Here is a 24,404-nt window from a genome sequence, read left to right as displayed (position 1 = left end):
GGGGAGGGTCGGCACGCGATCGAGCGAAGCGAGATTGCGTGACGGGGTGGGGTGATCTCTCCACTCGGGCACTGTTCGTTGCGGAGGGACCGTCACCCCACCCCGCTCGCGCTGCGCGCGATCGACCCTCCCCCTCCAGGGGAGGGTGAAGCTGCATCCTTCTTCAAACCCTATTTCGCAGCTTCCGCGCTCGCCATCACGGGACGCACCGGATCGCCTTCGCGCAGCAATGCGCCGGCGCGGGCGACGACGACATCGCCCTCGTTGAGGCCATCGCGGACCTCGATATTGCCGCCGGACATCAAGCCGACCTCGACACGCTTGGTCTCGACGCGGTTGCGGCGGATCACCTGCACCACCGTGCCGGCGGATGAATATTGCACCGCTGTCAGCGGCACGGCGACGTTGCAGCTCTGCCCGGTCTTGATCAGCGCGCGCCCGCTCGCATTCAGCAGCAGCCGCTTCTGCGAGGAGATGCCGATATAGACCATCCCCTGCTGGATGTTCGGCTCGACGGTCGGGCCGATGCGGCGCACCTTGCCGCTGATGTCGCCGGCGCCTGCGATCCGGACGGTGGCCTGCTGATTGACCGCGAGCTTGCGCACATCGGTGGTGGCGACGAGACCGACGAGATCGTACTCGCTGCGCGCCACGATCGTGAACAGCGCCTCGCCCTTGGCCGAGGCGAAGTTGCCGATCTGCGCGGTCGAGGTCGCGATCACCCCCGCCACGGGGGCGGTGACCTGCAGCGTGCCGCCCTCGGGCAGCGCCAGCCGCGCCAGCACCTGGCCGGCGGTGGTGGTATCGCCCGCTTCGGCCAGCACATCCGTGACCTTCAGGCCGGGACGCTCCGGCCGCACCGAGGTTTCCTCCCGCGCGATGATCGTGCCGGTGGCCTCGACGATATCGGAGAAGCAGGATTTCGCGACCTTCAGCACCGTGACCGCCGGCCCCTTGGGCGCGTCGTCCTCGGCGGCGCCGGCCGGATGGGGGCTGAGGACGAGCAGGCCGGCGACGGCTGCGGGATACAGGTTTCGAACAACGGCGCAGGGCAAATGACGCATCGGAAATTCCACGGGGGCTATGCCTCCAATCGATAGCAGATGGCCGCCGCCGGCACTACGGCCGCGTCGTCCCGAAACAGGACGCCGCGGCGCCGCAGGCAGTCGCGGCAAGTCTTTGATGAGTCGCTGGATTGGAGAACAGGTTCGCTCCGAAGAGCTCGCGGCGGGCGTCAGCGGCGCCGATCACCCACCAGCTTGCCGCTGGCCCGCTCGATCAGATGCAGTCGCGTGCAGGCCGGACAGGACACCGACACGTGCGTGCGATCGCTCGGCTCGTCGGTAAGCCGATGCTGCACGTTCAGGCCCGTCCGGGGGCATTTGAAGACAATCTGCCGGTCCATGACCGAGATATGACGCCAAGCCGGACCGCGCGAAATTACGGATGATTACGTAGGTCGGCGACGGCCCCTCACGGTAGATTCAGGAACTCGACCCAGTTCGGTTTCTTGCCGGTGGGATAGGATTTCAGTTTGGCCAGCGCGCCGGTGCCCTGGTCGATGGCATAGACCGTCATGCTGTCGGAGAGCTCGCCGACCGCGGCGAGATAGCGCCCCGAGGGGTCGACCTGAAAGCCGCGCGGCTGCTTCTCGGTCGGCACACTGCCGATCGTGGTGAGCTTGCCGCTCGAGCCATCGATCTTATAGGCGGTGAGCGTGCTGGAGGTGCGCTCGGAAGCATAGAGGAAGCGGCCGTCCGGCGTGATGTGGATGTCGGCGGCCCAGGGTTTTCCGGAGAACCCTTCCGGCAGCGCGGTGGTGCGCTGGATCTCGTCCCAGGCGCCGCTCCTGGCCTCATAGCTGAATGCCGCGACGTCGCCGTTCAGCTCGTGGAGGAGATAGACGAACTTGCCGCCGGGGTGAAACACGAAGTGCCGCGGCCCCGATTTCACCGGCACCTTGTGCTCCGGCGGATCGTTCGGCGTCAGGGTGCCGGTCGTGGCATCGAATGCGAACGCCAGCACCTGATCGGAGCCGAGATTGGTGGCGAACGCGAAGCGGTTGTCGGGCGAAGGCAGGAAGGCGTGGGCGTTCAGCCCGGTCGGGATCACTTGCTTGGGCTCGCCGGCGACGCCGCTGCCAAGCAGCGGATTCAGCGCGACCTTGTTGCCGCCATAGGAGGCGCTGAACAGGAACTTGCCGCTGCGGTCGATGGCGATATGGGCCATGCTGTCGGCGAGCGGTCCGTTGCCGAGATGGCTGAGCTCGCCCGTTTTGGCATCGATCGCAAAGCTCACCGCGAGGTATGGCTGCGAGCGGATTGCGGCAATCAGCACGCGGCGGTCGGGCGTGATCGCGAGCGGTGTCGAGGAGCCCGGCTTTTCGACGCCCTTGAAGGCGGCGGTCTGCACGAGCGTCATCTCGCCGTTCTCGCTCATCTTGAACACGCTGATGTCGTTGCTGTCGGCGTTGCCGACATAGGCGAAGGTTTCGGCCATGCCGGCACGGACTCCAGAAACGAGGGTGACAGAAGCGAACAGGACGGCGGCGATCGCAGCGTGCGGCGCGCGCGATGCGATGCGTCGGATCGGTCTCGACATGGGTCTCGACATGGGCTCCTCCTGAAAGCCGGCTCGCGGCATTGTCGCTTTTGCTGCGAGAATAGCGGGCGGAGCGCCGCCGCACCAAAATCCAATGGGGATCGATCGATGCCGAAATCGCATCGGTCGCGGGATGGCGGGTCAGCGCACCGCTGCGGTCCGGGAGGGCAGATGCAACCCGGGCGGCTGGTCCGGCGGCCCGAGCACGGTCCACACGGTGATCGCGACCAGGGCAGAGGTCATGAAGGTCCAGAGGATGAGTCGTTTTCGCATCAGGCCAATCCATCGGTGCAAGCCGCGAGGCCAAGGGCCGCGTCAGCGATCCTGCACCGCAAAGAGCGGCGGTTCTATGAGGTCGTTCACAGGGCGAAAACGGCCGATGCTGTCGCGAACCCAATGCCCTGCGAACGCATTGAACCGGCATGCCCCGCGCAAACGATCTCGAAGGCAAGCCCGACATGGGCGGCAAGCATGGCGGTCAAGCCGGCCAGCCGAAGCTTCCGCCGCGCCCGCACGAGAGCGAGCGCGACGCGGACGTCGTGGCAAAGCGCCACACCAGCCAAACCGATCGGGCGGCGCCGCCGACCAAACCAAAATAGCGCCTTGCCGCTCGCCATCGCGACGGCCTCGCGTGGAGACGGCGGCGTCGCTCTGCCGCGTGAGAAAAGCAAGAGGGAGGCTGACCCGTGTTTTGGATCTATTGGAATACCGCCTGGTCGCTGATCATCAGCGGCATCATGATCGCCACCATCGTCAGCCACCCCGACGCCGAATTCGCCGAAGTGCGGGCGGCCCGACAATCGATGTGAGCTTTTCCGCCTTGCCGCGCTCGTTCCGGATCACGTCATGCTGCCGGGCATGAAGCGCAGATCATGGGACGGCCGTTGACGTAGTAGGGCCAGACCATGGTGCGCCCGGCGCGGTTGGGCTCGGTGATCACGGAATCGTCGGGCACCTCGACCCAGTTGCCGAGGAGCCGCACCCGGTAATATCCATCCCGCTACGCTTCGGCTTCTCGTCCTAGGTTCGAGCGTTCCACGGATGATCTCTTAATGACAGCATATCGAGTTCATTTGCGAGCGCGATGGCTTCTTTCACGTCCGGCGTGAAGAACCCTTCACGGAGCCTGCCGACAATTGGCACAAGCAGGTCCGCGGCCTGCTCATGCTTGTTGGAATCTCGCCAGAGGCGGGCCAGGCTGACGGCTGTCCGCAGCTCCCACGAGCGGGCATTCTGTTCGCGCGCGACCTCCAGCGACTGCACGAGCAATTCCTCGGAGTCGGCCGCTGGTCCGGCATGGGCCCGGATGGACTCCCCTTGCAGGCGGTAGATCTCCGCCAGATAGAAGTGATCGCCCGTCCTCTTCGCGACCGCCAAGGCGCCATCGAGCGCGCGCAAGGCCGCTTCCGACAGACCGGCCCTCGCATAGCCTTGCGCGAGGAGGCATCTGAACCAGCAACTGGCGAGCCAGGAATCCTGCGCCTCGTAACCCTCGACGCCCGCGCGCATTTCGCTCAGACCTGCATCCATGTCCCCGAGCTCAGTCAACGCCCATCCATGCAGAATGGTCGCCTGTTGCTTCCAATGCAAAAAGCCGTGTTGCGATGAAATGGTCATCGCGCGGCTGGCATAATCTCTGGTGCCCGTGACATCGCGCAGATGCTGACAAAGATATGCGCCAAACACCTGCGCGAATGCCAGCGTAAAAGGATGGCGCATTTGCTCGGCATCGGAAATCGCCTGCTCGCTGTGCTGCCGCGCGGTGTCGGGCTGCCCCAGGAACCATAGCAGGTATCCGAGGTACGACGTCGACATGACACCTGGATTGAGGAGCCTTTCCGCCGAACCGCGATGCAGAGCCGGATCATCGAGTTGGATTGAGCGACGAAGATGATGTTGCGCCGCCAGAAACCGCCCGCGGTAAAGCATGGTCGCCGCGGTCGACCTATGGGCCTCCACGAGGTAGAGGGTCTGCTTCGATAGCAACTCGCTCGGACGTTCTTGTCTGGCGAATTTCAGGAGTGCGGCACTCAGATCGTGCGCCTTGGTCAGGTCAGCCCGAATGAAGTGGTGCATCCAAAGCCCTCTTATCGCCGCTAGCACCTTGTCTTCATCATCGAGCTGCCGTCCGAGCTCGAGGCCTCGGGCAAAATTGTCTTCCACCTCCTGTGTGCCGTAACCTTTGGCAGCGATCAGCGCGTTACCCAGCGCAAGGCGAAGCTCCAGCTCCATTTCATCGCGGTCGGGCATCTCGGGACTACCCAGGACGACCGCTAGGCCGCGGCGCAGATGGCCGATCGCTTCCAGGTAGGCTCCCAACCTTGCGGCGTGCCTGCCGGCTTTGATCCAGGAACCTGCCGCCGGCTGGCTTTGATCGGATTCGGTCAGATGATAGGCGAGAAGCTCCGGCTCGCGCTCGGTCTTTTCCGGATAGTTCTCAGTCAGCACCGACGCGATCCGCGCGTGGAGCCGTCTCCTCTCGCTGCGCAACAGGCTCGCATGCGCTGCATCCTGGATCATCACGTGCTTGAACGAGTAGAGCGCATCCGGCGGATGGCCCAGCCGGACGATCAACCCTGCCTCCTCCAGGCGATCGAGCGCCGCCTCGATCTGGTCGGCTGGTACGGAGGCGACTGCGTTCAGCATCTCGTAGGAGAACTGCCGGCCGATGGTGGCACCGATCTGTGCGACCCTCTTGAACGGGCCCAGCCGATCCAGACGCGCCATCAGCGAATCCATCAGCGTCGCCGGGATTGCCAGCTGTCGCCACGAACCGGAGAGCACATAGTTTCCGCGTTCCTCGGTCAGAAGGTCGCCTTCGAGGACGGCTTTGGTCAGCTCCTCGACGAACAGCGGTACGCCGTCGGTCTTGACGATGATGTCCTCGACGACTTCCTTCGGCATTTTGCGGCTGCCTGCAACCCGCTCGACCAAGGTCGTCCGCTGCTGCCGGCTCAGCCTGTTCAGCACCAGCGTCGTGAGGTGAGAGTGAGCGCTCCAGCTCGGCCTGAATTCGGAACGGCAGGTGATGACGACGAGAATGGGCGTGTTCTGGACCCGCTCCACCAGCAGATCGATGACCTCCCGGGATGTCGGATCAATCCAATGGGCGTCCTCGAAGGCGATCACCAGCGGCTGATCATGCGCGAGGCCCAGGAGATGATGGATGAGGGCGGAGACGATCGCGTCCTTTTGCTGCTGCGGCGACAGATCGAGCGGAGGATACCGACCTCCGGTCGGAATCGACAGCAGCGCCGCAAAGAGCGGCGTCACCTGCTCGATATCGCCATGCGCGGCCGCAACGGTCCGCTCAAGACTCGACAGAGACGAGGCCGAGGCGTCGTCGCGGTCGAGGCCGAGAGCAAATTTGAGCTGCTCGATGAAGGGATGGAACGCCGTCGAGCTGTAGTAGGGCGAACACTGGAACGAGACATGCCCGTGCCGATCGCCCGCAATCCGCACGAAGATTTCCTGGACGATGCGCGACTTGCCAATGCCCGGCTCCCCGAACAGCACCACGACCTGGCCGTCGCCCGCCTTGGCCTGTTCCCAGCGGCCGAGCAGAACCGCGATCTCGTCGTCGCGATTGACGAGTGGCGTCAGCCGGGAGCCGATGGCCGCGGCAAAGCGGGTCTCCACGCGCGACGGCCGAACCACATGCCACGCCTGTGTTCTCCCGGCGATGCCCTTGAGTGCATGGACCCCGAGATTGCGATAGTCGAACTTTCCCTTCACCAGCGACTGCGTCGATGACGAGATGACCACCCCGTTCGGCGGCGCCAGGCCCTGCAATCGCGCCGCCAGATTGACGGTCTCGCCGACCGCGGAATCGCGCTCCTCGGTCGCCTGGCCGACCAGGTCGCCCACGACCACCAGTCCCGTCGCGATGCCGATCCGGACGGCGGGCGCATGGCTGAGCGCACCTAGCGGCTCGATCGCAGGCGTGGTCGACAATGTCCGCACGATCTCGAGACCAGCCCGCACCGCTCGCTCGGCATCGTCCTCATGCGCTTTCGGGTAGCCGAAATAGACCAGGATGCCGTCGCCGACGAAGCGGGCGGCAAATCCTTCATAATGCTTGACCACGCGCACGCAGGTTTCGCGAAAGCTCGCGATCAGGTCACGCACGTCCTCGGGATCGAACTGCGCGGAGAGCGCGGTGGAATCCACCATGTCGCAGAACATCGTGGTGAGTTGGCGACGTTCCGCAACGATTGCCGTACCGGGCAATGTCTGAGCCGTGGCTGGCGCGGCCATTCCGGAAAGGGACGCCATTGCCCGCTGAAGCCGCTTGCGGTCTCCGAGCGGCAGTCCCAGCTGTGCCAGATCCGACTCGGTCAGGTGGGGCAGGACGTCGAGATCGATGCGGTGGCGGACGAAGAGGTCCGTGTATGGGCTGAGCCCAACGCTTTCAAGCCAGTGTCTCAGACGCTCCGTCCCGGTCCTCGACTCGTCATGCGGCATGAAGAAATCCCTGGTTCAAATTGCGCTGAGCGGTTCAGAAATGCCCGTGGTTTGCGCTTGGATGGGACTCGATGCAGCTCTTCGTTGCGGCGGCCAATGGAGGCAAATCCTCGGCATTTGCAGCGTTTCTCGCCCGCGTCCTGAAAATGAGGCGGATCAGCGGCTCACCGTTTCGACGAGCCAAGGGCGCAGAATACAATGAATTGATAGCTGTCGGTCGCTGATTGTCAAATCGCCGCGACCGCCTGCGCCGCCAGCAGCTGCTTCAGCTTCGCTGCGCCAGCGTGCGCGAGCGGAATTGCACCGGCGACACGTTGACCGCGATGTGAACCCGGCCGGGCCAAGGAATGGATCGCACGGGAGACCGCGGCGAGACCGCGAGGCTCACCGCTTGATTTCCCACTTCAAGGCTTCCGCGTTGCCCTTGGCGAACATCTTCGGCACATCGAACTTGCCGGTCTTGAGGTCATAGCGGCATTTCCAATCCGCCAGTCCCTTCACCGCGACGTTCTTCGGATGCTTGTCCATTTCGCCCGACAGCGAGATCAGGAGATAGCGGTTGTTGGGCCAGTCGACGCCGAGCCAGCGATACCCATCCTCGGTGCCCTTCATCAGGTTGGCCGAGATGTGGTAGTCGAGCTTCATCTTCCCAGTGTCGGGCCGGCTGTGGAAATAGGCCCAGGCGAGATCGCTGAGCGATTGCTTCGTCGCGTTGACGAAGGCGCCGTTCTCGACATGGTAGAGAAAGAGGTCCTGCGAGCCCGAGCCGGTCTTCTGCATCCGCACCAGCCATTGCGAGTCGGCCGTGAAACGGAAGCCGGCCGGATAGCCCTGCTCGGGCTTCAACTCGCGCATCTCCTCGCCGCGTCGCGCCCAGACTTGCCACTTGATGTCGAAATCCTCGCCCTCCTTCATGTACTGCTCGAGCCTGGTGGCGCCGTCGGGCGAGGTGAAGGCAAGATCGGCATCGTCGGAGAGCGTGAAGCCGGGCGGCGGGCCGGAGGCGGCCAATGCGGGTGAAGCGGCCAGCGCCACCACCAGGGCCAGCGATCGCGCGGCATGGGAAAATACGGTCACGGCAAGAAATCCCTTGAAGAATGCCGCGAGGCGGCCTTGATACTTGGACACCCGCATGGTCGCGCCGGTTCATCCCGCGGGCCTGGACGGCGGCCTAATCCCATCGGCAGTCTTGCTGCCGCGGCCAAATCGGCGCACTTTGCCGGCATCGGCTGATTTGCCACCCAAGGTCCTTTTCAGATGATCACCGCCTCCAAGGCCTTCATTGCCTTCTGTCTGCTCGCGCTGGTCGGCACCGCGCTGGTGATCGGCCCGACCGAGCTGCGCCGCCTGCTGCCTGATGGGACGAAGGTTACCGTCGCCGCCAAGCCGGAGGCCAAGGTCGAACCCAAGCTTGAAGCCAAGGTGGAGTCCAAACCTGAGTCCAAACCTGAGTCCAAGCCAGAGCTGAAGCCGGAACCGCCGAAGCTTGCCGGCAGCGCGCCGACTGCTCCCGAGCCGAAGGCAGGCGCGCTCGCCGAGACCCAGAAGCAGGTGGCCGCGCTCGGCGATCTCGCGCCGGTCAAGCCGCCGGCGCCGGCTGCGGATGCGGGGCCCCGTTTCGACGTCGCCCGGGTCGACGAGCACGGCGAGGCGGCGGTGATCGCCGGCCGCGCCACGCCGGGTGCGAGGGTCGAGCTGCTGCGCGACGGCAAGCCGCTCGACAGCGTGGTCGCGGACGCCTCGGGCCAGTTCGTGATGACCCCGCCGCGGCTGCCCGCCGGTTCTTATGACCTGACGCTCCGGGCCAAGGCGCCGGACGGCACGGTCACCGAATCCGGCCGGACCATGCCGGTGACCATCGCCGCGGCGGCGCCGCCGCCCGCCCCGCCGGTTGCGAAGCAGGAGACCAAGCTGGCCGAGAAGCCCGACGACAAATCGGATGTCGTCGCCGCCCTGCCGTCCGCCTCGCCGCGCCTGGCGTCGGTGCCTGAGAAGCAAGCGGCCCGGCCGAAACTGATCGGCGCGCCGAAGCCCAAGGTTTCGGTGCATGCGCCTTTTGCGCATGCGGCTGCGGGTACCGCGGTCGCATCGGCCTCGCCGGCGGAGGCGCTCACCGCCGCGCCGGCCGAGGCTGGCGGCAGCCGGATCATCGCCCGCGGCGACAGCCTGTGGGCGCTCAGCCGGCTCGCTTACGGCGACGGCTCCCGTTACGGGGTGATCTTCAAAGCCAATCGCGACAAGATCCACAACCCGAACTTGATCTATCCAGGCCAGACCTTCGTGATGCCGCAAAAGGCGGAGTGATATCGCACCGGCATTGGCCAGCCAGCGTTGCGACGCATTGTCCTGTGTCTACTCCGGAACATTCGGTTCCCTCGTGCGTCATCGTGATGCGACGCATTGCGCACCTTGGCGCGGGAGGGAGGGCCAAGACGTGATCAAGCCCGTCTTTAGGTCAGCGATCGTGCCGGAACGCATGGCGCTGGCGCTCGCCGGTGCGACCCTGCTGCTCGCGGCCGTGCTGCTGCCTGACAGGGCGCAGGCGCAGTTCGGCTTGCGCGGCGGTCCGCTCGGGGTTGCGCGTTTCGCCGTCGGCCACATGATGGGCCTGTCGCGCCTGCGCCATTCCCGCATGGCCGTGCGCGGTGGCCGCTACCGCTCCGCTGCGCTGAGGTCGCAGGACCCGCGCGGGGCCGACCGCGACCAGCTGTCGAACCCTTACGTGTTGCGCGCGGCCCTCACGGCGCAAGCGGCGCTGGCGGGCTGGCAAGGCGGCCGCCGCCCGCAGGGCTGGTGGCGTCATCCCGACGGCAGCTACGGCTGGGTCGGCCCGGTGTTCTGGCCGTTCGCCCATGACGATCTCACCAATGCGATCGTCTTCGGCGACGCCACCAGCCTCTCGCTCTACGGCTATGGCGACCTCTATGCCGCGCTCTTCACGCCCTATGCCGCCACCGAGCTTGCCGCCTACACCGTGCCATCAGGCCGTCGCGCGCGAAAAATCCCGGCCGCAGAGACGCTGTGCGAGGCCAGCGACACCGGTGGCCTACCGGTCGACCGCATCGCGCGCGCCGTCGCCCCGAACGAAGCCCAGCGCACCGCGCTCGACGAGCTCTCATCCGCCTGGCTTGCCGCGCGCGACACCATCCGCGCCGCCTGCCCGGCGCAGACGCCTGCGAATGCGGCGGAGCGGCTCGGCCTGATGCGCGAGCGCGTCGAGGCCATGATCAAGGCCATCGATACAATCGAAGCGCCGCTGTCGAAATTCGTCGGCCTGCTCAATGACGACCGGAAAGCCCGGCTCAACGCCCTCGCCACTGAGCGTCGCGCCGCCCTGGCGTCCTACCAGTCCAAGAATGCTGACAAGAACGCCGACAAGAACGCGGGCAAGGACGCACAGGCGGCCAAGGCCTGCCAGGCGGACTACGATCCGCTTTCCGACGAGAACGCGCAGCGCCAATACCAGCAGCTCGTCCAGCAGCAATGGCCCGCCGCCGAGATCGCGGCCACGCTCCACCTCGACGAGGTCGCCCGCGCCCGCCTCGAGGTGCTGCAGGATACCGCGCTCCGCACCATGCAGACGCTCAGCGCCTGCCCGACCGAGCCCGCCGCAACCCCGCAGGCCCGCCTCGCCGCCGTGAAGACGCGGCTCCAGACCCTGCTGGAAGCAGTGAACAGCGTGGCCGACGCGCTCGACGATTTCCAGGCCGATCTGAGCGACGAGCAGAAGGCCGGTTTCGAGGCGATCGGGCCGAAGCGGGGGGTGTGAGGGTCCACCGGGCGAGCTTGAAGCGGAATGATATCCACGCTAAGATATACATTATTAAATGTATATCTTGGAGAATACCATGCAGGTCTCGAAATGGGGAAATAGCCTCGCCATCCGCCTGCCCAAAGCGCTAGTTGATGAACTCGGCCTCAAGGAGGGCGACGAAATCGATGTCGTGGCCGCTCGCAAAGGCACGATCGAAATCGAGACCAAGGAGGAGCGGCGTCGGCGCGCGATCGAGAACATGGAGGCGCGCAACTGGCCGGCCTTGCCCGCCGGCTGGAAGTTCGATCGCGACGAGGCGAACGAGCGGTGATTGCCTTCATCGATACCAACATCCTGGTCTACGCCCAGCAATCCGGCCCCAAGGCGACCATCTCGCGCGATCTCATCGCCCGGGGCGGTACGATCAGCGTGCAGGTTCTGAACGAGCTGATCAATGTGCTGCGCAAGAAGGACAATCGAAGTTGGCGCGACATCGAGCTCGTTCTCGACGACATCGACGCCGCGCTCGATCCCGCTCTGCCGCTGACGGCCGCGACCACCCGCGCGGCGCTTGCGCTCGCACGGGATCACGGCTTCTCCTACTATGACGCGCTGATCGTTGCTGCGGCGATCGAAGCCGGCTGCGATACGCTCTATAGCGAAGACCTCCAGCACGGCCGCAGCATCGGCGGGCTCGCCATCGTCAATCCGTTTCTCGGCATGACGCCGTGAACGCTCGTATCATCGGAAGGTCCGGACTCTCGCGCGGTTTCTGTGCTCTCACCCGCACGCCCAGTCGAACTTCATATCCTTGAAGTCGAGCTGCGCGTTGCCGCCGCCGAAATTGTAGCCGCCGAAATATTCCTCGAACTCGATGTAGAACGGGCTCATTTCCGGCACGGCCTGGCAGGGCCGCATGGTGCCGCCGAGATGGTTGTGGGCGTGATCTTTGGCCCAGTCGTGCAGGCGGAAATTGTCGCGGCCGGGCTTGCCGCCGACATAGTAGTAATATGGCTGATAGCCGGTCGGCGGATTTTCGCGCACGTACTCGTCCTGCGGGCCCTTGCCGGCGTTGGGATCATCAGCGCGCGGCGACAGCGCGATGGCGCGCGTTTCGCCGAGGTCGGCGGGCGGCGGGGCCGCGAACATCTTCTTCGCGTAAGCCGGCGCGGCCTCGAAGAAGGCGCTGGCGCCGCCGACGTCGAGCCAGCGCGGCCGCTCCGCTGTTGCCAGCGCAAGCGGCGCCGGCGGCGTCGCGAACGCGCCGTCATATTCGGCCTGCGTCAGCAGCAGTGCGGCATAGGCGTAGTCGAGAATATCGGTCATGCGCGACAGGCGCGGATGCGATGGTCGCGCCAGCACCGCCTCGCGGACTTCAGGATCGTCGGGCGCGCCGCCGTCATTGTGATCGGGCGCCGTGGCGAAGAACGACACCGCGACGATGTCCGCGCCATGCACCCGATAATCCTCAGGCAGCTTAAGCGTAAAGCCGTGCATCAAGGGATAGCCGGTCACGGGATCGAGCGGCCATTGCTCGGATGCAATGCCCGGCGGCAGCCCAAACACCCAGCCCTGGTCGCGCGCCCGGTCGACCGGCCGGTCCAGCATCTGCAAATCATAGGCACGCGAAGGCAGCGCAAGCGTCACCGGTCGTCTCCCAGAAATCCATCTCGCCGTTGAGGCGATGGTTGGTCGTTGGGAGAGGCGATGTGGTTCGCGAAAGGCGTCGGGGCATGCCTGCCAATCTGCCGGTGTTTTGCCCGACCAATCAAACAGCGCCGGCAGTCATCCGATGCACGCGTAAGTCATTGATTCCGTTGCCCCCGCCTACTGTGCATGGGGTTGTTTTCGCAACTTTTGGTTTGGCTACCCCCGTCGCCGCACCGCAGCCGCGTCCACCATGGTCTCCACCGCCTCGCGCCAGCTCAGGATTTCCATCGCCAGCACGGGGTGATTGAAGCCCTTGAGCTGGAGATCGTCGAGCGCGCGGGCCTCGACCCAGGGCTCGACCATGCCGTAGACGCGGCGGCTGACCACGATCTGGTTGGGCTTGGCCTCGCTGCAGAGGCGGGAGGCGAGGTTGGTGACGCTGCCGATCGCGGCATATTCCAGCCGCTGCTCGAAGCCGACCTGGCCGAGCGTGGCATAGCCGAGCGCGATGCCGATGCCGAACCCGAGGCTGTGCCCGCGGTTGCGCCAGCGCTCGGTCAACGGGCCGATGGTGTCGCGCATCTCCACCGCCATCTTCACCGCGCGCCTGGTATGGTCCTCGAACTGGATCGGCGCGTTGAACAGGATCATCACGCCGTCGCCAGCATATTTGTCGAGCGTGCCCTCGTACTTGAAGATCAGCTGGCCGAGCGCGGCGTGATATTCGCGCAGCACGTTCATCGCCTCTTCCGGCTCGGTCGCTTCCGTGAACGCAGTGAAGCCGCGCAGGTCGCAGAACACGACTGTGACCTCGCGGCGCTGGCTGGTCAGCAACCCTTCCGGGCTGTCGGAGGAGGCGATCAGCTGCGCCACCTGCGGCGCCAGGAAACGCTCGAGCTTGCGGATGCGCTCGATCTCGCCGAGCTGGGTCCGGACGCGCTCCTCCAGCGACTTGTTCCAGTCCCTGAGCTGCTCGGTCTGCTCGCGGAGCTTGTCGGCTTGCGCGCGCACGGTCGTGTTCGCCGCCTCCAGCGCGTGGCTCTTGTGGTCGACCTCGGTGAACAGCTGCGCATTGCGCATCGCCAGCACGGCCTGGTTGGCGAAGGTGCGCATCAGGCCGATGATGCTGGGCGCGAACGCGCCGGCGGCGCGGCGCAGCACCACCAGCGAGCCCAGCGTGCCCTGCTGGTCGATCAGCGGCACCACCAGCACCGAGCTGAAGCCGGCCGCGAGCGCGGCCTCGCGCAGCGGCTGCTCGGCGGCATCGCCGAGCTCGGCCAGCGCGATCGGCTCGCCGCTGTCGGCGGCATCGCTCAGGATGTTGCCGCCTTGCGCGATGGTGACATGCGCGCCCTCGGCGGATTTGTCGATGCCGTTGGCCTCGACCAGCTTGAAGCGGCGCGCCTCGGCGTCGAAGCCGTAGATCAGTACCGCGTCGGCACGGGTGATCTCGATCGCGCGGGCCGCAATCGTTGCAAGCACGGCGTTGAGATCGAGCGAGGAGGCCACCGCGCGGCCGACCTCCTCCAGCACCTTGAGCTCGTGAATCGATTGCGCGAGATCGCGGGTGCGCTCCTCGACCTTGCTCTCCAGGTTCGAATAGGTCTCCTGGATCTGGTCGGCCATGCGGTTGAACTGTCCGGCGAGGTCCTCCAGCTCGTCGGAGGTGTGCACGTCGATGCGGTGGCTGAAATCGCCTTCGCCGAGCCGATAGGCGCCGTCGCGCAGCGCCGTGATCGGGATGATCATGCGGCGGGCGAGCAGCGTGCCGGCGAGGATCGCGACCATCAGGCCCATGCCGATCAGAAGCGCGATGCGCACCAGCTGGTCGCGGATCGGCGTCAGGGCCTGCGCGGTCGGCTGCTCGAACAGCACGCTCCAGCCGAGCTTCGGCACGAGGCTCGCGGCGCTCATCACCGCATGGCCGTTGAAGTCGGTGCCCGAGGTGTCGGCTTCGTGGCCGGGCGCAATCGCGGCCGCAACCTGCGGCAGCTTGGAAAGGTCCGTGCCGATCTCGGGCCCCTTCGACGACGTCGCCAGCACCCGGCCGCGCGGATCGACGACATAGGCGAAGGCGGCCTTGCCGACCTGGGCGTCGGACAGGTAGTCGGAGAGGAAGCTGAGATCGATCTCGGCCACGGTGACGCCGGCATTGAAGCCGGAATGCGCCACCGAGATCGACATCAACGGCGTGCCGTCGGCGAACCAGGCCGGCGCGTAGGTGACGCCGCGGGCGACGGCGTCGGTAAAGCGCATGTCGCGCGAGAGGTCGGCATTGCCGCCGGTCGTGGTCGATTGCCTGGAGACGCGCAGCACCTCGCGGCCGTCGCCGTTGAGCTGGAACAGCTGGTTGACGACCGAGACCTGGTGCAGCAGCGAGGCGTAGTCGGCACGGCGCTTCTCCAGCGTATCCTGGCTCGCCCGCGTCACCCAGCTGATCTGGCGGTCGAGCTCGGAAATCGCCTGCTCGATGCGCCGGGCGGCGGCTTGCGCCTTGTCCTCCAGGCCGTCGGTCAGCTGTGTCCGTGTGGCGCGGTAGGAGATCCACGTCTCCATCGCCCCGTTGACGGCGAGGACGAACACGACGAGGCCGACGAGGGAGACGACGTATTTGGCGAACAGGCCCTCGCGCAGAGATCGTGTCTTGTCGTTCGCTCCTGCCATCCCGATCCTCTGGCGCCGCCGCTGACGCTGCGCGCTTTGGGCCGTACAGGCCCTTCCAAGCCGTTCTAGCACAATTTGGACCGAAGGGCCGTCATGCAGCCGGCGGACCAGCCGGCGTGGTTACCCCTGTGGTCTCCTGGGCAGGCGGACCGGCAGCGATGGGTCGCAGCCCGATCCAGTCGAAGGAGGGAGCTATCGGTTGAAGAGCTGCCGCAGCACGTCGTTCATTGGCTGACTGTCCTGCTGCGCGGCCGGCGGGTTCTCCAGGGCGGGAGCCGCAGGGGAGGCCTGCGGCGCCGGCGTCGTGGGCGTTGCCGGCAGGCTGCGGCTGCGCGCGGTGCCAGTGCCAGTGCCGCTCCCCGCGCCGCTGGAGAGACCCTGCTGAATCAGGTTGCCGATCGCCTCCCCGAGCGGGCCCCCGAGCAGATTGTTCTGCCCCGGTTGCTGGCCTTGCGGATTGGCATTGCCGGTGGCATTGCCGCCGCCCGGCGCAGCGGTGCCACCTAGCCCGAGGCTGCCGAGGATGTTGCCGAGCCCGGCGCCGTCAGGGCCGAACAGGCCCTTGCCCATCTCGCGCAGCTTGGCATAGGCGGCGTCCGGATTGTCCAGCATGCCGGCCATGTCCGGGTAGATCCGCGGCTGCGACCAGGAGCCCTGGATCATCACGGGGATGCCGAAGCCGACCGGCTCGCTAGCGCGGCCCTGGCCTTCGGTCGTCATCACGAGCTTGGGCTCGACGCGAAAACCCATCATCTTGGTGTCGAGCGCGATGGTGCCGGCGCCGGTGACGCGCACCAGCGGCCCGATCAGGTTGAGGTCGGTCGTCACCGCCTGGCCCTTGTCGATGCGGAAGGAGGCCGAGAGCTGCGACAGATCCGTGCTCTGCTCCTGGCTCGGGTCCTGGTTTCGGTCCTGATTTCCTTGCCAGCCGGAGAGCGTGCTCGTCGTCAGCGAGCGGATCATCTGCGCGACATTGATGCCGCGGATGGCGCCGTCCTGGAAATTGACGAAGGCCGTGCCCTGCATGTTCGCCATCAGCGCGCGCTGGCTGTTGCCGGCGCTGCGCAAGGCGAGCTTGGCCTGCAGCTTGCCGTCGATGCGGTCGAATTCGGCAAGGCTCTGGAGCAGCGGCAGCGCGCGCACGCCGACGAGGTCGGAATGCATGGCAAAGCTCGGCGCCCCGGTGGTCGCGTCCAGGATCACCTCGCCCGAGACCTGGCCGTCATAGGCGCCGAGATTGGCCGTGCCGGCCTTCAGCACGCCGCCGGCGAGCTTGGCGTCGAGCGCCAGCGGCGCGATGCGCGCATCGCCGATCACGGCCTCGTTCGCGGAGATCCGCACCTGCGCATCGACATAGTTGAGCCCGGAGACGTCGATCGGCGCGTTGCTCCAGGGCTGCCCGGACACGCCATCCGGCGATTTCGCCAGCGGCATGGCGAGCCGCTGGAAGTCGAGATCGACCTTGACCAGCGGCTTGCTCGCGATGTCGACCGAAGCCCAGCCGTTGAAGGCGCCGTCGCCGAGCCTGCCGTTCACGCCGTTGATCATCACGACGTTGCCGCTCAGCCGCATCTCGGCGTGGCCGGTGAGCTGGGATTTCAGCACGCTGGGCATGTCGACGGCGAAATCCACCGGGACCGGGGACCGTTCGGCCGGTGCGGCCGCCTTGATGTCGAACTTGGTCGGATGATCGCCGACGCGCGCGGTGCCGGTGATATTCACCTTGCGGTCGCGGTCCATGGTCGCGTCGGCGTTGATGGCGCCGATGCGGCCCTCGACACGGTCGCGCAGGCGCGAGAATGCCACTTCGCCGTCGGTGATCCTGATGCGGTCGATGGTGGCGCCCTTGCTGTCGAGCGCGAGCGCCTTCGAAGGCGCGGCTGCATTCGGCAGGCGTTCGCGCAGCAGCGGCTGGTAGAGCACGGGATGGGTGACGACGAGCTCGCTGATCTCGGGCGTGCCGGACCACACGCTGGCGAGCGACATGTCGGCCTGCACGCGGTCGATCGTCAGGCGCGTGATGCCGCTGCGATCCCGGGGGTCGGCCAGCGTGAGGTCGTTCAGCGTGACGTTCAGCGCCGGCCACAGGCTGATCTTGGTGCTGCCGTCGATCGACAGCCGATAGCCGGTCGCACTCTCGAGCCGCGAGGCGATTGTCGAGGTCAGGAAGCCCGAGGGGACCCCGACCACGAGCAGAAGTGCGATCACGACGATGACGGCGGCCAAAACCCCGCCGGCGAATTTCAATGCTCTCATGTCGACTTTCCAGCGACGGACAATCCGCGTCGAACCCGGCCGATCGCCCGTCCTTTGCGCCCGGAGTTTATCCCCGGACGGGAAGCGGCTCCAAGCGCGTAAAAATAGTCAGGGGGTGCTGCAAAGTTATGTGACTTATGACACACTTCTCCGGCGCGGTTTTACGCGATCTTTGAAGTTGATGGTTTCAAGCGATTTGCCAAAACGATGACCAGGACGTTCACAGGGACATTGACATGAGCAAGCAGGCCGAATTTGCGGTCATCCTGAAGATGAACCCGATGTTCGCCGATCTCGGCGCCGACGAGCTGCAGCGGCTGTCCAATCTCTGCCACACCCAGCACCTGGCCAGCGGCGAGGTGCTGTTCCAGAAGGGCGATCCCGGCGACGCGCTGTTCGGCGTGCGCCGCGGCCAGGTCCGCATCGAGACCGGCGCCGCCGATGGCAGCCGGCTGACGCTGAACTTCATGGGGCCGGGCGACCTGTTCGGCGAGGTCGCGGTCCTGGACGGCCAGAACCGCACGGCGGATGCGACCGCGGGCGAAGCCAGCGAATTGTTCGTGCTGCGGCGCGAAGACTTCCTCGGCTTCCTCGAGCGCGAGCCCAAGGTCGCGATCAAGATCATCGCCCTCTTGTGCCAACGCATCCGCTGGCAGAGCGAACGGATGGAAGAGTCCATGCTGCAGCCGCTGCCGGTGCGGCTGGCGCGGCGGCTCTGCGCGCTCGCCGCCGATTTCGGCTCCGAGGTCCACATCTCGCAGGAGCAGCTCGGCGTCTTCGTCGGCGCCGCCCGCGAAAGCGTCAACCGCCAGCTCCAGGCCTGGCGCAAGGAAGCGATCCTCGATCTCCAGCGCGGCCGGATCCTGCTGCGGAACATGACCAAGCTGACCGCGATCGCGCGGAATGAGTAGGCGGCTAGGCTGCTTCTGGCACGTAGTGCAAAGGTAGCAGGTCTGATCGTAAACACGGTGCGACGGCGTATGGTCGTCCGTCGTCGTCGCTGAACTCGACGAGCACGGTCTCCTCGTCGAGTTCTTCGACAATCGTTCCGACGTTTCCCCGCGCCAAACGGTGCTCTGGAAGATTTGCCAATAATGCAACAACGTCCAATGCTCGCGGTGTTCTATCTTCCTTCTTGTTCGCTGCGCTCATCATAGCACCCAACAGGTGACGAAGGTCGGCCGGCCGTCGCCGGCCCGAATCATCGCAACCTGATCTCGTCCGTCGGCCGCTTGGACCCTACTCCGCAGCGGGCCGCGCGACGCTCGCCGGCGCCGGTCTGGCTTCCGCCGGCGCAGTCCCGTGATGGTCCGTTTCCACGTCCTCGCTGTGCACGATCAGCCGCTTGGCGAAGCGCCAGATCAGGGCGCCGACATCGTCCATCACCATGAACATCGCGGGCACGAACACCAGCGACAGGATGGTGGAGAAGATCAGGCCGCCGATCACCGCGAGCGCCATCGGCGAGCGGAATTCGCCGCCGGCGCCGACGGCGAGCGCGCTCGGCATCATGCCGGCGGCCATCGCGATCGTGGTCATCACGATCGGGCGGGCGCGTTTCATGCCGGCGTCGATCATGGCCTCTTCGCGCGGCTTGCCGGCGTGAATCGATTCGATCGCGAATTCCACCAGCATGATCGCGTTCTTGGTGACGATGCCCATCAGCATCAGGATGCCGATCCACACCGGCGTGGTGAGCTGCTTGCCGGTGACGAGCAGGGCCGCGATCGCGCCGCCGATCGAGAGCGGCAGCGAGAACAGGATCGTGATCGGCTGCAGGAAGGTGCCGAACAGCAGCACCAGCACCGCGTAGACCATCATCAGCCCCGCCGTGATGGCGGTCGCAAAGCCCTCCGACAATTCGTTCAGGCTTTCGGCATCGCCCGAGGGCGAAACCTTAACGCCCTTCGGCAGGGTCTTCATGACGGGCAGGTCGTAGATCTTCTTGGTGGCGTCGCCGAGCGCGGCCGAGCCGACGAGATCGGCGGCAACGGTCGCCTGCCGTTCGCGATCGTAGCGGTTGATGCTGGTCGGCCCCTGGTCGAGCTTGACGTCGGCGATGACCGAAAGCGGCACGCCGCCCTTTTCCCCGTGCTCGCCGAGCGGCACGCGGAGCTGCTCCAGCGTCTTCAGATTGCCGCGTGCGGCGTCCTCGAGCTGCACGCGGATCGGCACCAGGCGGTCGCCGACGTCGAACTTGGCGAGCGCCGGTCCGACGTCGCCGATGGTGGCGACACGGATGGTCTGCGACAGGCTTTCGGTGGAGACGCCGAGCCGTGCGGCGAGATCGGCGCGCGGCTCAATGCGCAGTTCGGGGCGCTCCAGCGCAGTTTCGGAGATGACGTTGGCAATGGTGGGAATGCGCTTCATCTGCGTCGCAAGCTCGCTCGCGACGTTGTTGACGATGTTGGGGTCGACGCCGGTGACCACCAGCGAGATCGCGCGCAGGCCGTTCTCGTCCAGGAACCAGAAGCGGATATCGGGAACGTTCTCCAGCTCCTGGCTGATGGAGAATTCGAGCTCGCGCTGGGTGATGTCGCGGCTGTCCTTGGGCGTGTAGTTGATGATCAGGGCGGCGCGGCGCACCTCCTGGGTGCCCGGCGGGACGCGGCCGCCATCAACGAAGATGCTCTTCACCTCGGGCCGCTTGCGCAGGCGCGCGACGATGTCCTCGGTGACCTTTTCGGTGTAGGCGAGTTGGGTGCCTGGCGGCAGCTCGAGCGCGAGCAGCGAGCGGGCGCTGTCCTGGGCCGGCAGGAAGCCCTGCGGCAGCAGCGTGATGCTCCAGATCGAGGCCGCGAAGATGCCGAGGCCGATCAGCACTGTGATGAAATAGTGCCGCACCGACCAGGCCACGATGCCGTGATAGGAGCGCAGGATGCGGCCGGGCGGCGGCTCCTCGTGCGTACTGTGCTTGAGGAAATAGGCGGCCAGCACCGGCGTGACGAAGCGCGCGGCGAGCAGCGAGAAGAACACCTGCACCGAGACGGTGATGCCGAACTGCTTGAAGAACTGTCCGGCAATGCCCGACATGAAGCTCGCGGGCGCGAAGATGGCGATGATGGTCAGCGAGATCGCGATGACGGCGAGGCCGATCTCGTCGGCGGCCTCGAGCGCGGCCCGGTAGGGCGACTTGCCCATGTTCATGTGCCGGACGATGTTCTCGATCTCGACGATGGCGTCGTCGACGAGAATGCCGGTTGAGAGCGTGATGGCGAGGAAGCTGACGAGGTTCAGCGAGAAGCCGAGCAGGTCCATCGCCCAGAACGCCGGGAAGATCGACAGCGGCAGCGAGATCGCAGCGATGATGGTGGCGCGCAGGTCGCGCAGGAACAAGAGCACGATCACGACGGCGAGGATCGCGCCTTCGAACAGGGTGGAGATCGCCGCGTGGTAATTGCCCTTGGTGTATTCCACCGAGGTGTCGATCAGCTTCAGGTCGACATCGGGATAGGCGGCCTTCAGCGCGTCGATGCGCTTCTGCACGGCCTCGGCCACCTTGACGTCGCTGGCGCCCTTGGAGCGCTTGATGCCGAGCGCGACCACCGGCTCGCCGTTGAAGCGGGCGAAGGTGCGGCGGTCGGCGATGGTGTCGGTGACGGTGCCGAGATCGTCGAGCCGGACCTCGCCGCCGCCGAACAGCGGGATCATGGTGCCGGCGAGATCGGCAAGCGTCTTGGCGCCGGCGAGCGTGCGGATCGCCTGGTCGTTCTTGCCGATCTCGGCGCGGCCGCCGGCGACGTCGACATTGGTGCCGCGCAGGCTCTGGCTGACATTGACGGCGGTCAGGCCCATCGCCTGCAGGCGATCGGGATCGAGCGAGACCAGGATCTCGCGCTCGACGCCGCCGATGCGTTCGACCTGGGCGACGCCGCGCACGCCCTGCAGCGCGCGCTTGACCACGTCGTCCACGAAATAGGAGAGCTGTTCCGGCGTCTTGCCGGGCGAGATCGCAGCATAGGTCACGATCGGCAGGCCGATGACGTCGACGCGCTGGATCAGCGGCTCGGTGACGTTCTGCGGCAGGTTGGAGCGCACGCGCGTCACCGCGTCCTTGACGTCGTTGAGCGCGCGATCGGTGTTGGTCTCGAGCGCGAACTGGATCGTGGTGACCGACAGGCCGTCGGTGATCGACGAGGTGATGTGGCGCACGCCCTCGACGCCGGAGACCGCGTCTTCAACCGTCTTGGTGACCTGGGATTCGAGTTCGGCCGGCGCTGCGCCGAACTGCGACACCGCCACCGAGATCACGGGGATGTCGGCCGAGGGCAGCCGTGTGATCGCGAGCTTCGTGAAGGACACCCAGCCCAGCACCAGCAGGATGATCGAGAAGACGACCGACGGGAGCGGATGACGGATCGACCATGCCGAGATATTGAGAGCCATCAGCGTACCCGCGTGCGATCGAGTTCATCGGCGAACATGGTCTTGATCTGGTCGCCGTCATGGAGCGAAGAGCCGGCGTCGGCCACGACGATTTCGCCGACCTCGAGCCCTTCCAGGATTTCCGTCGCGCTGTCGGACGACAATCCGACCCGCACCTTGCGTGTCTCGACGACATTGCCTTTGACGACCTGCACCATGAGGTGATCGATCGCGGTCTTCGGGATCGAGACGCCGCAGCTTCGCTTGGCGTCGATCGAGGCGCGCGCGAACACGCCGACCTTGAGCGAAGGATTGTTGGCGACGCTGATGCGGACCCGCCCGAGCTGCGTGGTGCGGTCGATCTCGGGTGCAACCAGCCGGACCCGCCCGATCAGATCGGGCGCGTCGTCGCGGCTGATCCGCACGGTGGCGCCGGAGGTGAGCTTGGACATGTGCACCGCCGGGACCTGGGCGTCGAGCTCGATCTCGTTGTTGACCGCGATGCGGAACATCGGACCGGCCTGCGGCGAGGCCGGCGCGCCGACGATGGTGCGGACCTCGGTGACGAGGCCCGGCGCGGGGGCTTTCAGCGAGATCGGGCCTTGCGGGCCGGGCCGCTGCGGCTGGCCCGGAATCTGCGGCGGCGCAGTGAGGCGCGCCAGCTCCTGGTTGTCCGTGACGATCGTGCCCTCAGTGACCAGGAGATCGGTGACCCTGGAGCCTTCCTGGTCGGCAACCACCACTGCCTCGCGGCGCGGTACGAAGAAGCCGGTCACCCGCACCAGATCGGAGAAGCAGGCATTGGTCGACTTCGTCACGATGACGAGCGCCTCGCTTTGCGTCTCCTTCGGCTCGGGACGCTTGCGATGCTCGAACAGATAATAGCCGATGCCGAGCGCGACGACGAACAATACGGTTCCGGCCGGCTTGAGATAGTCAGTCAAATTCATCGCCGGATCATCCTGACCTGGCTCACGGCCATCCGCGCGAGGCCCAAACGGAGCGCTGTTCTGAAACGAAGCGGCGTCCCGCAAGGCTGCGGGACGCGCTTTGGAAACGAGACCTTACACCACATCACGACTTGTCACTGGCAAAGGATACGTCGTGCTCACTTCGATGCGGTGGTCTTGTTTTCCATGTTGACGACCTGCACGCGCCGGTTGACCTCCGCCAGCGGCTGGTTCGGGTCCTTGAGCTTGCTCTTGCCGTAGCCGACGGTGACGAGATCGGTCGCGGAGATGCTGTACTTCTCGACCAGGTAGCGCTTGATCGAATCCGCGCGACGCTCCGAGAGGTCCTGATTGTAGGCTTCGCCGCCGGCGGCGTCGGTGTGGCCGGCGACCACGAAGGTCGAGCCCTTCAGGTCCGGACTGGTCAAGGCGCGGCCGAGCGCCTGCACCGACGGCAGCGACTTGGCGCTGATATTGGCGGAGTTGTAGTCGAACGTGATCTCGAGATCGATGTTCGGCTTGTCCTTGGCGACCGAGGCGATTTCCTCGCGCTCGGTCGAGGACAGCGAGCGCGTCGAGCGGCCGCGCACCGACTGCAGCAGCTTGGTCTCCGCGGCGTTCGGCGCGGATTCGGTCTGCGGACCGATCGAGAGGCCGCGGGTCAGGGGCTTCTTCGGCGCCGGCGCCAGCGCGCGGACGATCTCGTCCTCGGTGACGTTCTTGCTGTTGCCGTCATCGCCCGCATAGGCGGCCGAGGTCGGCAGTGACAGCGCGACGCCGACGGTGATGATGGACAGAATCGCGGTAAGCCCTTTTGCAGCCGATCTCATAGCCAGTCCCTCCTGCGCAGCCAGCTCGCGTGCTCTCAAAATTCAAGCAACACGCCCTCGAAAAGGCCTGTTGCGGCATCCGCCCATTGGTCTTCTCAGGGCTGTTCAAGGTTCGAGCCTTGGACCGGCCCAACTCAAAAAAATACTAACGCACTCCGTAGCTTGCGAATTCCTGAACGATGTTCGGATCCATCGCCTTGGCATTGGCGATGTCCAGCGCCCCCTCCTGGGCCGAGCCGTTGCGTTGCTTGGCGAGGCCGCGTCCGTAGAGCGAGGAGGTGAGGCGCGGGTTGATCTTCAGGGCCGCGTCGAAATCGGCGATCGCATTCTTCACCGCGCCCGACTTGAGATTGACCAGCCCGCGGCTGTCCAGTGCGTCGACGAAGTTCGGCCGCAGCCGCAGCGCCTCGTTGCAATCCTTCAGCGCGCCCTGGAGGTCGCCGACCACGGTGCGGGTCCAGCAGCGGTTGTTGAGGGCCTCGACATCCTTCGCATTGATCCGGAGGGTGTCGTCAAAATCCTTGATGGCGAGGGTGTAGGCGCCCTTGCTGGCATAGACCTGGCCGCGGCGGTACAGCGCGTTCACGTCGTCAGGATTGGCGGCGATCTTGGCGCTCAGGCTCTTGATCGTGGGATCGTCAGCCAGGGCGGCCGCGCTCGGCCCGCCGTCCGTGCTCGGCGCGGGAGCGGGATCAACCGGCTTCACCGGCGGTGCCGGCGGTGGCGGCGGGGGCAGGGCGGCCTCGATCTGCGGCCGCGGCGTGGGAGCAGGCGCCGGTGCCGGTGCCGGCACTGCAACTGGAGCCGCAGGTGCCGGAGCCGCGGGAGCGGGGGCCGCTGCGCTCTCGGCCGGCTTCGGCGGCTCCGGCA

At 66.1% G+C, this 24,404-nt stretch carries 23 protein-coding genes; 7 read left to right on the top strand and 16 right to left on the bottom strand.

Annotated elements, in window-relative coordinates; all coding sequences use genetic code 11:
- Window positions 1–170 precede the first annotated feature (170 nt).
- The 5 genes from HZZ13_RS35375 to HZZ13_RS35360 all read right to left on the bottom strand — a co-directional run bounded on the left by HZZ13_RS35375 (window position 171) and on the right by HZZ13_RS35360 (window position 3,218).
- Entirely contained in the window at window positions 171–1,064 is an 894-nt protein-coding gene (locus HZZ13_RS35375; RefSeq protein WP_197964050.1) for an efflux RND transporter periplasmic adaptor subunit, read from the bottom strand.
- A gap of 170 nt (window positions 1,065–1,234) precedes the next feature.
- Entirely contained in the window at window positions 1,235–1,405 is a 171-nt protein-coding gene (locus HZZ13_RS35370) for a hypothetical protein (RefSeq protein WP_197964049.1), read from the bottom strand.
- A 68-nt stretch (window positions 1,406–1,473) separates the two neighbouring features.
- Window positions 1,474–2,601 carry a lactonase family protein gene (locus HZZ13_RS35365; protein ID WP_197964067.1) on the bottom strand — a complete coding sequence of 376 codons (1,128 nt, stop codon included), beginning with the start codon at window positions 2,599–2,601 and terminating at the stop codon, window positions 1,474–1,476.
- Between the two features lie 141 nt (window positions 2,602–2,742).
- The gene (locus tag HZZ13_RS37290) at window positions 2,743–2,874 is read right to left on the bottom strand and encodes a hypothetical protein (protein ID WP_283815888.1); all 132 of its coding nucleotides are present in this window, start codon (window positions 2,872–2,874) and stop codon (window positions 2,743–2,745) included.
- Window positions 2,875–2,960: 86 nt separating this feature from the next.
- Window positions 2,961–3,218: a hypothetical protein gene (locus HZZ13_RS35360; RefSeq protein WP_197964048.1), complete on the bottom strand. Its 258-nt coding sequence runs from the start codon at window positions 3,216–3,218 to the stop codon at window positions 2,961–2,963.
- 69 nt (window positions 3,219–3,287) lie between these two features.
- Between HZZ13_RS35360 and HZZ13_RS37285 the strand changes: the two genes are divergently transcribed.
- Complete coding sequence (locus HZZ13_RS37285; RefSeq protein WP_311972994.1) at window positions 3,288–3,410, top strand: hypothetical protein; 123 nt, start codon at window positions 3,288–3,290, stop codon at window positions 3,408–3,410.
- Between the two features lie 35 nt (window positions 3,411–3,445).
- Here the strand turns inward: HZZ13_RS37285 and HZZ13_RS35355 are convergent, their stop codons facing one another.
- Window positions 3,446–3,583, bottom strand: coding sequence for a hypothetical protein (locus HZZ13_RS35355; RefSeq protein WP_197964068.1), 138 nt, complete (start codon window positions 3,581–3,583; stop codon window positions 3,446–3,448).
- 38 nt (window positions 3,584–3,621) lie between these two features.
- Complete coding sequence (locus HZZ13_RS35350) at window positions 3,622–7,065, bottom strand: ATP-binding protein (RefSeq protein ID WP_197964047.1); 3,444 nt, start codon at window positions 7,063–7,065, stop codon at window positions 3,622–3,624.
- A gap of 71 nt (window positions 7,066–7,136) precedes the next feature.
- On the opposite strand from HZZ13_RS35350, the gene HZZ13_RS35345 reads away from it, so the two are divergent.
- Window positions 7,137–7,289 (top strand): hypothetical protein, encoded by a 153-nt coding sequence (locus HZZ13_RS35345; RefSeq protein WP_197964046.1) that lies wholly within the window; start codon window positions 7,137–7,139, stop codon window positions 7,287–7,289.
- 160 nt (window positions 7,290–7,449) lie between these two features.
- Here the strand turns inward: HZZ13_RS35345 and HZZ13_RS35340 are convergent, their stop codons facing one another.
- Window positions 7,450–8,142: a TolB-like translocation protein gene (locus HZZ13_RS35340; RefSeq protein ID WP_197964066.1), complete on the bottom strand. Its 693-nt coding sequence runs from the start codon at window positions 8,140–8,142 to the stop codon at window positions 7,450–7,452.
- Window positions 8,143–8,322: 180 nt separating this feature from the next.
- On the opposite strand from HZZ13_RS35340, the gene HZZ13_RS35335 reads away from it, so the two are divergent.
- From HZZ13_RS35335 to HZZ13_RS35320, 4 genes are all read left to right on the top strand, one after another.
- Window positions 8,323–9,369 (top strand): LysM peptidoglycan-binding domain-containing protein, encoded by a 1,047-nt coding sequence (locus HZZ13_RS35335; RefSeq protein WP_197964045.1) that lies wholly within the window; start codon window positions 8,323–8,325, stop codon window positions 9,367–9,369.
- A gap of 172 nt (window positions 9,370–9,541) precedes the next feature.
- On the top strand, window positions 9,542–10,834 hold the full coding sequence (locus HZZ13_RS35330) for a Spy/CpxP family protein refolding chaperone (RefSeq protein ID WP_197964065.1): 1,293 nt from the start codon (window positions 9,542–9,544) through the stop codon (window positions 10,832–10,834).
- 79 nt (window positions 10,835–10,913) lie between these two features.
- Complete coding sequence (locus HZZ13_RS35325) at window positions 10,914–11,150, top strand: AbrB/MazE/SpoVT family DNA-binding domain-containing protein (protein WP_197964044.1); 237 nt, start codon at window positions 10,914–10,916, stop codon at window positions 11,148–11,150.
- Entirely contained in the window at window positions 11,147–11,551 is a 405-nt protein-coding gene (locus tag HZZ13_RS35320; protein ID WP_197964043.1) for a PIN domain-containing protein, read from the top strand. Before HZZ13_RS35325 ends, HZZ13_RS35320 begins: the two co-directional genes overlap by 4 nt.
- Before the next feature lie 48 nt (window positions 11,552–11,599).
- Here HZZ13_RS35320 and HZZ13_RS35315 read toward each other — a convergent pair whose 3' ends face one another.
- The 3 genes from HZZ13_RS35315 to HZZ13_RS35305 all read right to left on the bottom strand — a co-directional run bounded on the left by HZZ13_RS35315 (window position 11,600) and on the right by HZZ13_RS35305 (window position 17,389).
- On the bottom strand, window positions 11,600–12,466 hold the full coding sequence (locus HZZ13_RS35315) for a hypothetical protein (protein ID WP_197964042.1): 867 nt from the start codon (window positions 12,464–12,466) through the stop codon (window positions 11,600–11,602).
- 219 nt (window positions 12,467–12,685) lie between these two features.
- Window positions 12,686–15,133, bottom strand: a complete 2,448-nt coding sequence (locus HZZ13_RS35310; RefSeq protein ID WP_197964041.1) for an adenylate/guanylate cyclase domain-containing protein — start codon at window positions 15,131–15,133, stop codon at window positions 12,686–12,688.
- 192 nt (window positions 15,134–15,325) lie between these two features.
- Window positions 15,326–17,389, bottom strand: coding sequence for an AsmA family protein (locus HZZ13_RS35305; RefSeq protein WP_197964040.1), 2,064 nt, complete (start codon window positions 17,387–17,389; stop codon window positions 15,326–15,328).
- 236 nt (window positions 17,390–17,625) lie between these two features.
- Between HZZ13_RS35305 and HZZ13_RS35300 the strand changes: the two genes are divergently transcribed.
- Window positions 17,626–18,300, top strand: a complete 675-nt coding sequence (locus tag HZZ13_RS35300) for a Crp/Fnr family transcriptional regulator (protein ID WP_197964039.1) — start codon at window positions 17,626–17,628, stop codon at window positions 18,298–18,300.
- A 4-nt stretch (window positions 18,301–18,304) separates the two neighbouring features.
- Here the strand turns inward: HZZ13_RS35300 and HZZ13_RS37720 are convergent, their stop codons facing one another.
- From HZZ13_RS37720 to HZZ13_RS35275, 5 genes are all read right to left on the bottom strand, one after another.
- Window positions 18,305–18,541 carry a DUF4926 domain-containing protein gene (locus tag HZZ13_RS37720; RefSeq protein ID WP_197964038.1) on the bottom strand — a complete coding sequence of 79 codons (237 nt, stop codon included), beginning with the start codon at window positions 18,539–18,541 and terminating at the stop codon, window positions 18,305–18,307.
- Between the two features lie 87 nt (window positions 18,542–18,628).
- Window positions 18,629–21,775 carry an efflux RND transporter permease subunit gene (locus tag HZZ13_RS35290; protein ID WP_197964037.1) on the bottom strand — a complete coding sequence of 1,049 codons (3,147 nt, stop codon included), beginning with the start codon at window positions 21,773–21,775 and terminating at the stop codon, window positions 18,629–18,631.
- Window positions 21,775–22,704 (bottom strand): RND family efflux transporter, encoded by a 930-nt coding sequence (locus HZZ13_RS35285; RefSeq protein ID WP_197964036.1) that lies wholly within the window; start codon window positions 22,702–22,704, stop codon window positions 21,775–21,777. The genes HZZ13_RS35290 and HZZ13_RS35285 overlap by 1 nt, the downstream gene beginning before the upstream one ends.
- 158 nt (window positions 22,705–22,862) lie before the next feature.
- Window positions 22,863–23,534 (bottom strand): OmpA family protein, encoded by a 672-nt coding sequence (locus tag HZZ13_RS35280; RefSeq protein WP_197964035.1) that lies wholly within the window; start codon window positions 23,532–23,534, stop codon window positions 22,863–22,865.
- A 145-nt stretch (window positions 23,535–23,679) separates the two neighbouring features.
- On the bottom strand, window positions 23,680–24,404 hold a 725-nt coding region (locus HZZ13_RS35275; protein WP_246504687.1), incomplete at its 5' end, for a tetratricopeptide repeat protein.

It is taken from the genome of Bradyrhizobium agreste, assembly GCF_016031625.1.
Lineage (GTDB): Bacteria > Pseudomonadota > Alphaproteobacteria > Rhizobiales > Xanthobacteraceae > Bradyrhizobium > Bradyrhizobium agreste.
Note: the sequence above shows the minus strand (reverse complement) of the source record. Positions and strands in the feature narration are given on the sequence as shown.

Coding starts and splice junctions, on each gene's coding strand:
- HZZ13_RS35305 (WP_197964040.1), bottom strand. CDS start 17,389: ATGAGAGCATTGAAATTCGCCGGCGGGGTTTTGGCCGCCGTCATCGTC.
- HZZ13_RS35285 (WP_197964036.1), bottom strand. CDS start 22,704: ATGAATTTGACTGACTATCTCAAGCCGGCCGGAACCGTATTGTTCGTC.
- HZZ13_RS35280 (WP_197964035.1), bottom strand. CDS start 23,534: ATGAGATCGGCTGCAAAAGGGCTTACCGCGATTCTGTCCATCATCACC.
- HZZ13_RS35300 (WP_197964039.1), top strand. CDS start 17,626: ATGAGCAAGCAGGCCGAATTTGCGGTCATCCTGAAGATGAACCCGATG.
- HZZ13_RS35335 (WP_197964045.1), top strand. CDS start 8,323: ATGATCACCGCCTCCAAGGCCTTCATTGCCTTCTGTCTGCTCGCGCTG.
- HZZ13_RS37290 (WP_283815888.1), bottom strand. CDS start 2,874: ATGCGAAAACGACTCATCCTCTGGACCTTCATGACCTCTGCCCTGGTC.
- HZZ13_RS37720 (WP_197964038.1), bottom strand. CDS start 18,541: ATGAGCGCAGCGAACAAGAAGGAAGATAGAACACCGCGAGCATTGGAC.
- HZZ13_RS35375 (WP_197964050.1), bottom strand. CDS start 1,064: ATGCGTCATTTGCCCTGCGCCGTTGTTCGAAACCTGTATCCCGCAGCC.
- HZZ13_RS35310 (WP_197964041.1), bottom strand. CDS start 15,133: ATGGCAGGAGCGAACGACAAGACACGATCTCTGCGCGAGGGCCTGTTC.
- HZZ13_RS35330 (WP_197964065.1), top strand. CDS start 9,542: ATGGCGCTGGCGCTCGCCGGTGCGACCCTGCTGCTCGCGGCCGTGCTG.
- HZZ13_RS35360 (WP_197964048.1), bottom strand. CDS start 3,218: ATGGCGAGCGGCAAGGCGCTATTTTGGTTTGGTCGGCGGCGCCGCCCG.
- HZZ13_RS35365 (WP_197964067.1), bottom strand. CDS start 2,601: ATGTCGAGACCGATCCGACGCATCGCATCGCGCGCGCCGCACGCTGCG.
- HZZ13_RS35345 (WP_197964046.1), top strand. CDS start 7,137: ATGCAGCTCTTCGTTGCGGCGGCCAATGGAGGCAAATCCTCGGCATTT.
- HZZ13_RS35325 (WP_197964044.1), top strand. CDS start 10,914: ATGCAGGTCTCGAAATGGGGAAATAGCCTCGCCATCCGCCTGCCCAAA.
- HZZ13_RS35350 (WP_197964047.1), bottom strand. CDS start 7,065: ATGCCGCATGACGAGTCGAGGACCGGGACGGAGCGTCTGAGACACTGG.
- HZZ13_RS35370 (WP_197964049.1), bottom strand. CDS start 1,405: ATGGACCGGCAGATTGTCTTCAAATGCCCCCGGACGGGCCTGAACGTG.
- HZZ13_RS35290 (WP_197964037.1), bottom strand. CDS start 21,775: ATGGCTCTCAATATCTCGGCATGGTCGATCCGTCATCCGCTCCCGTCG.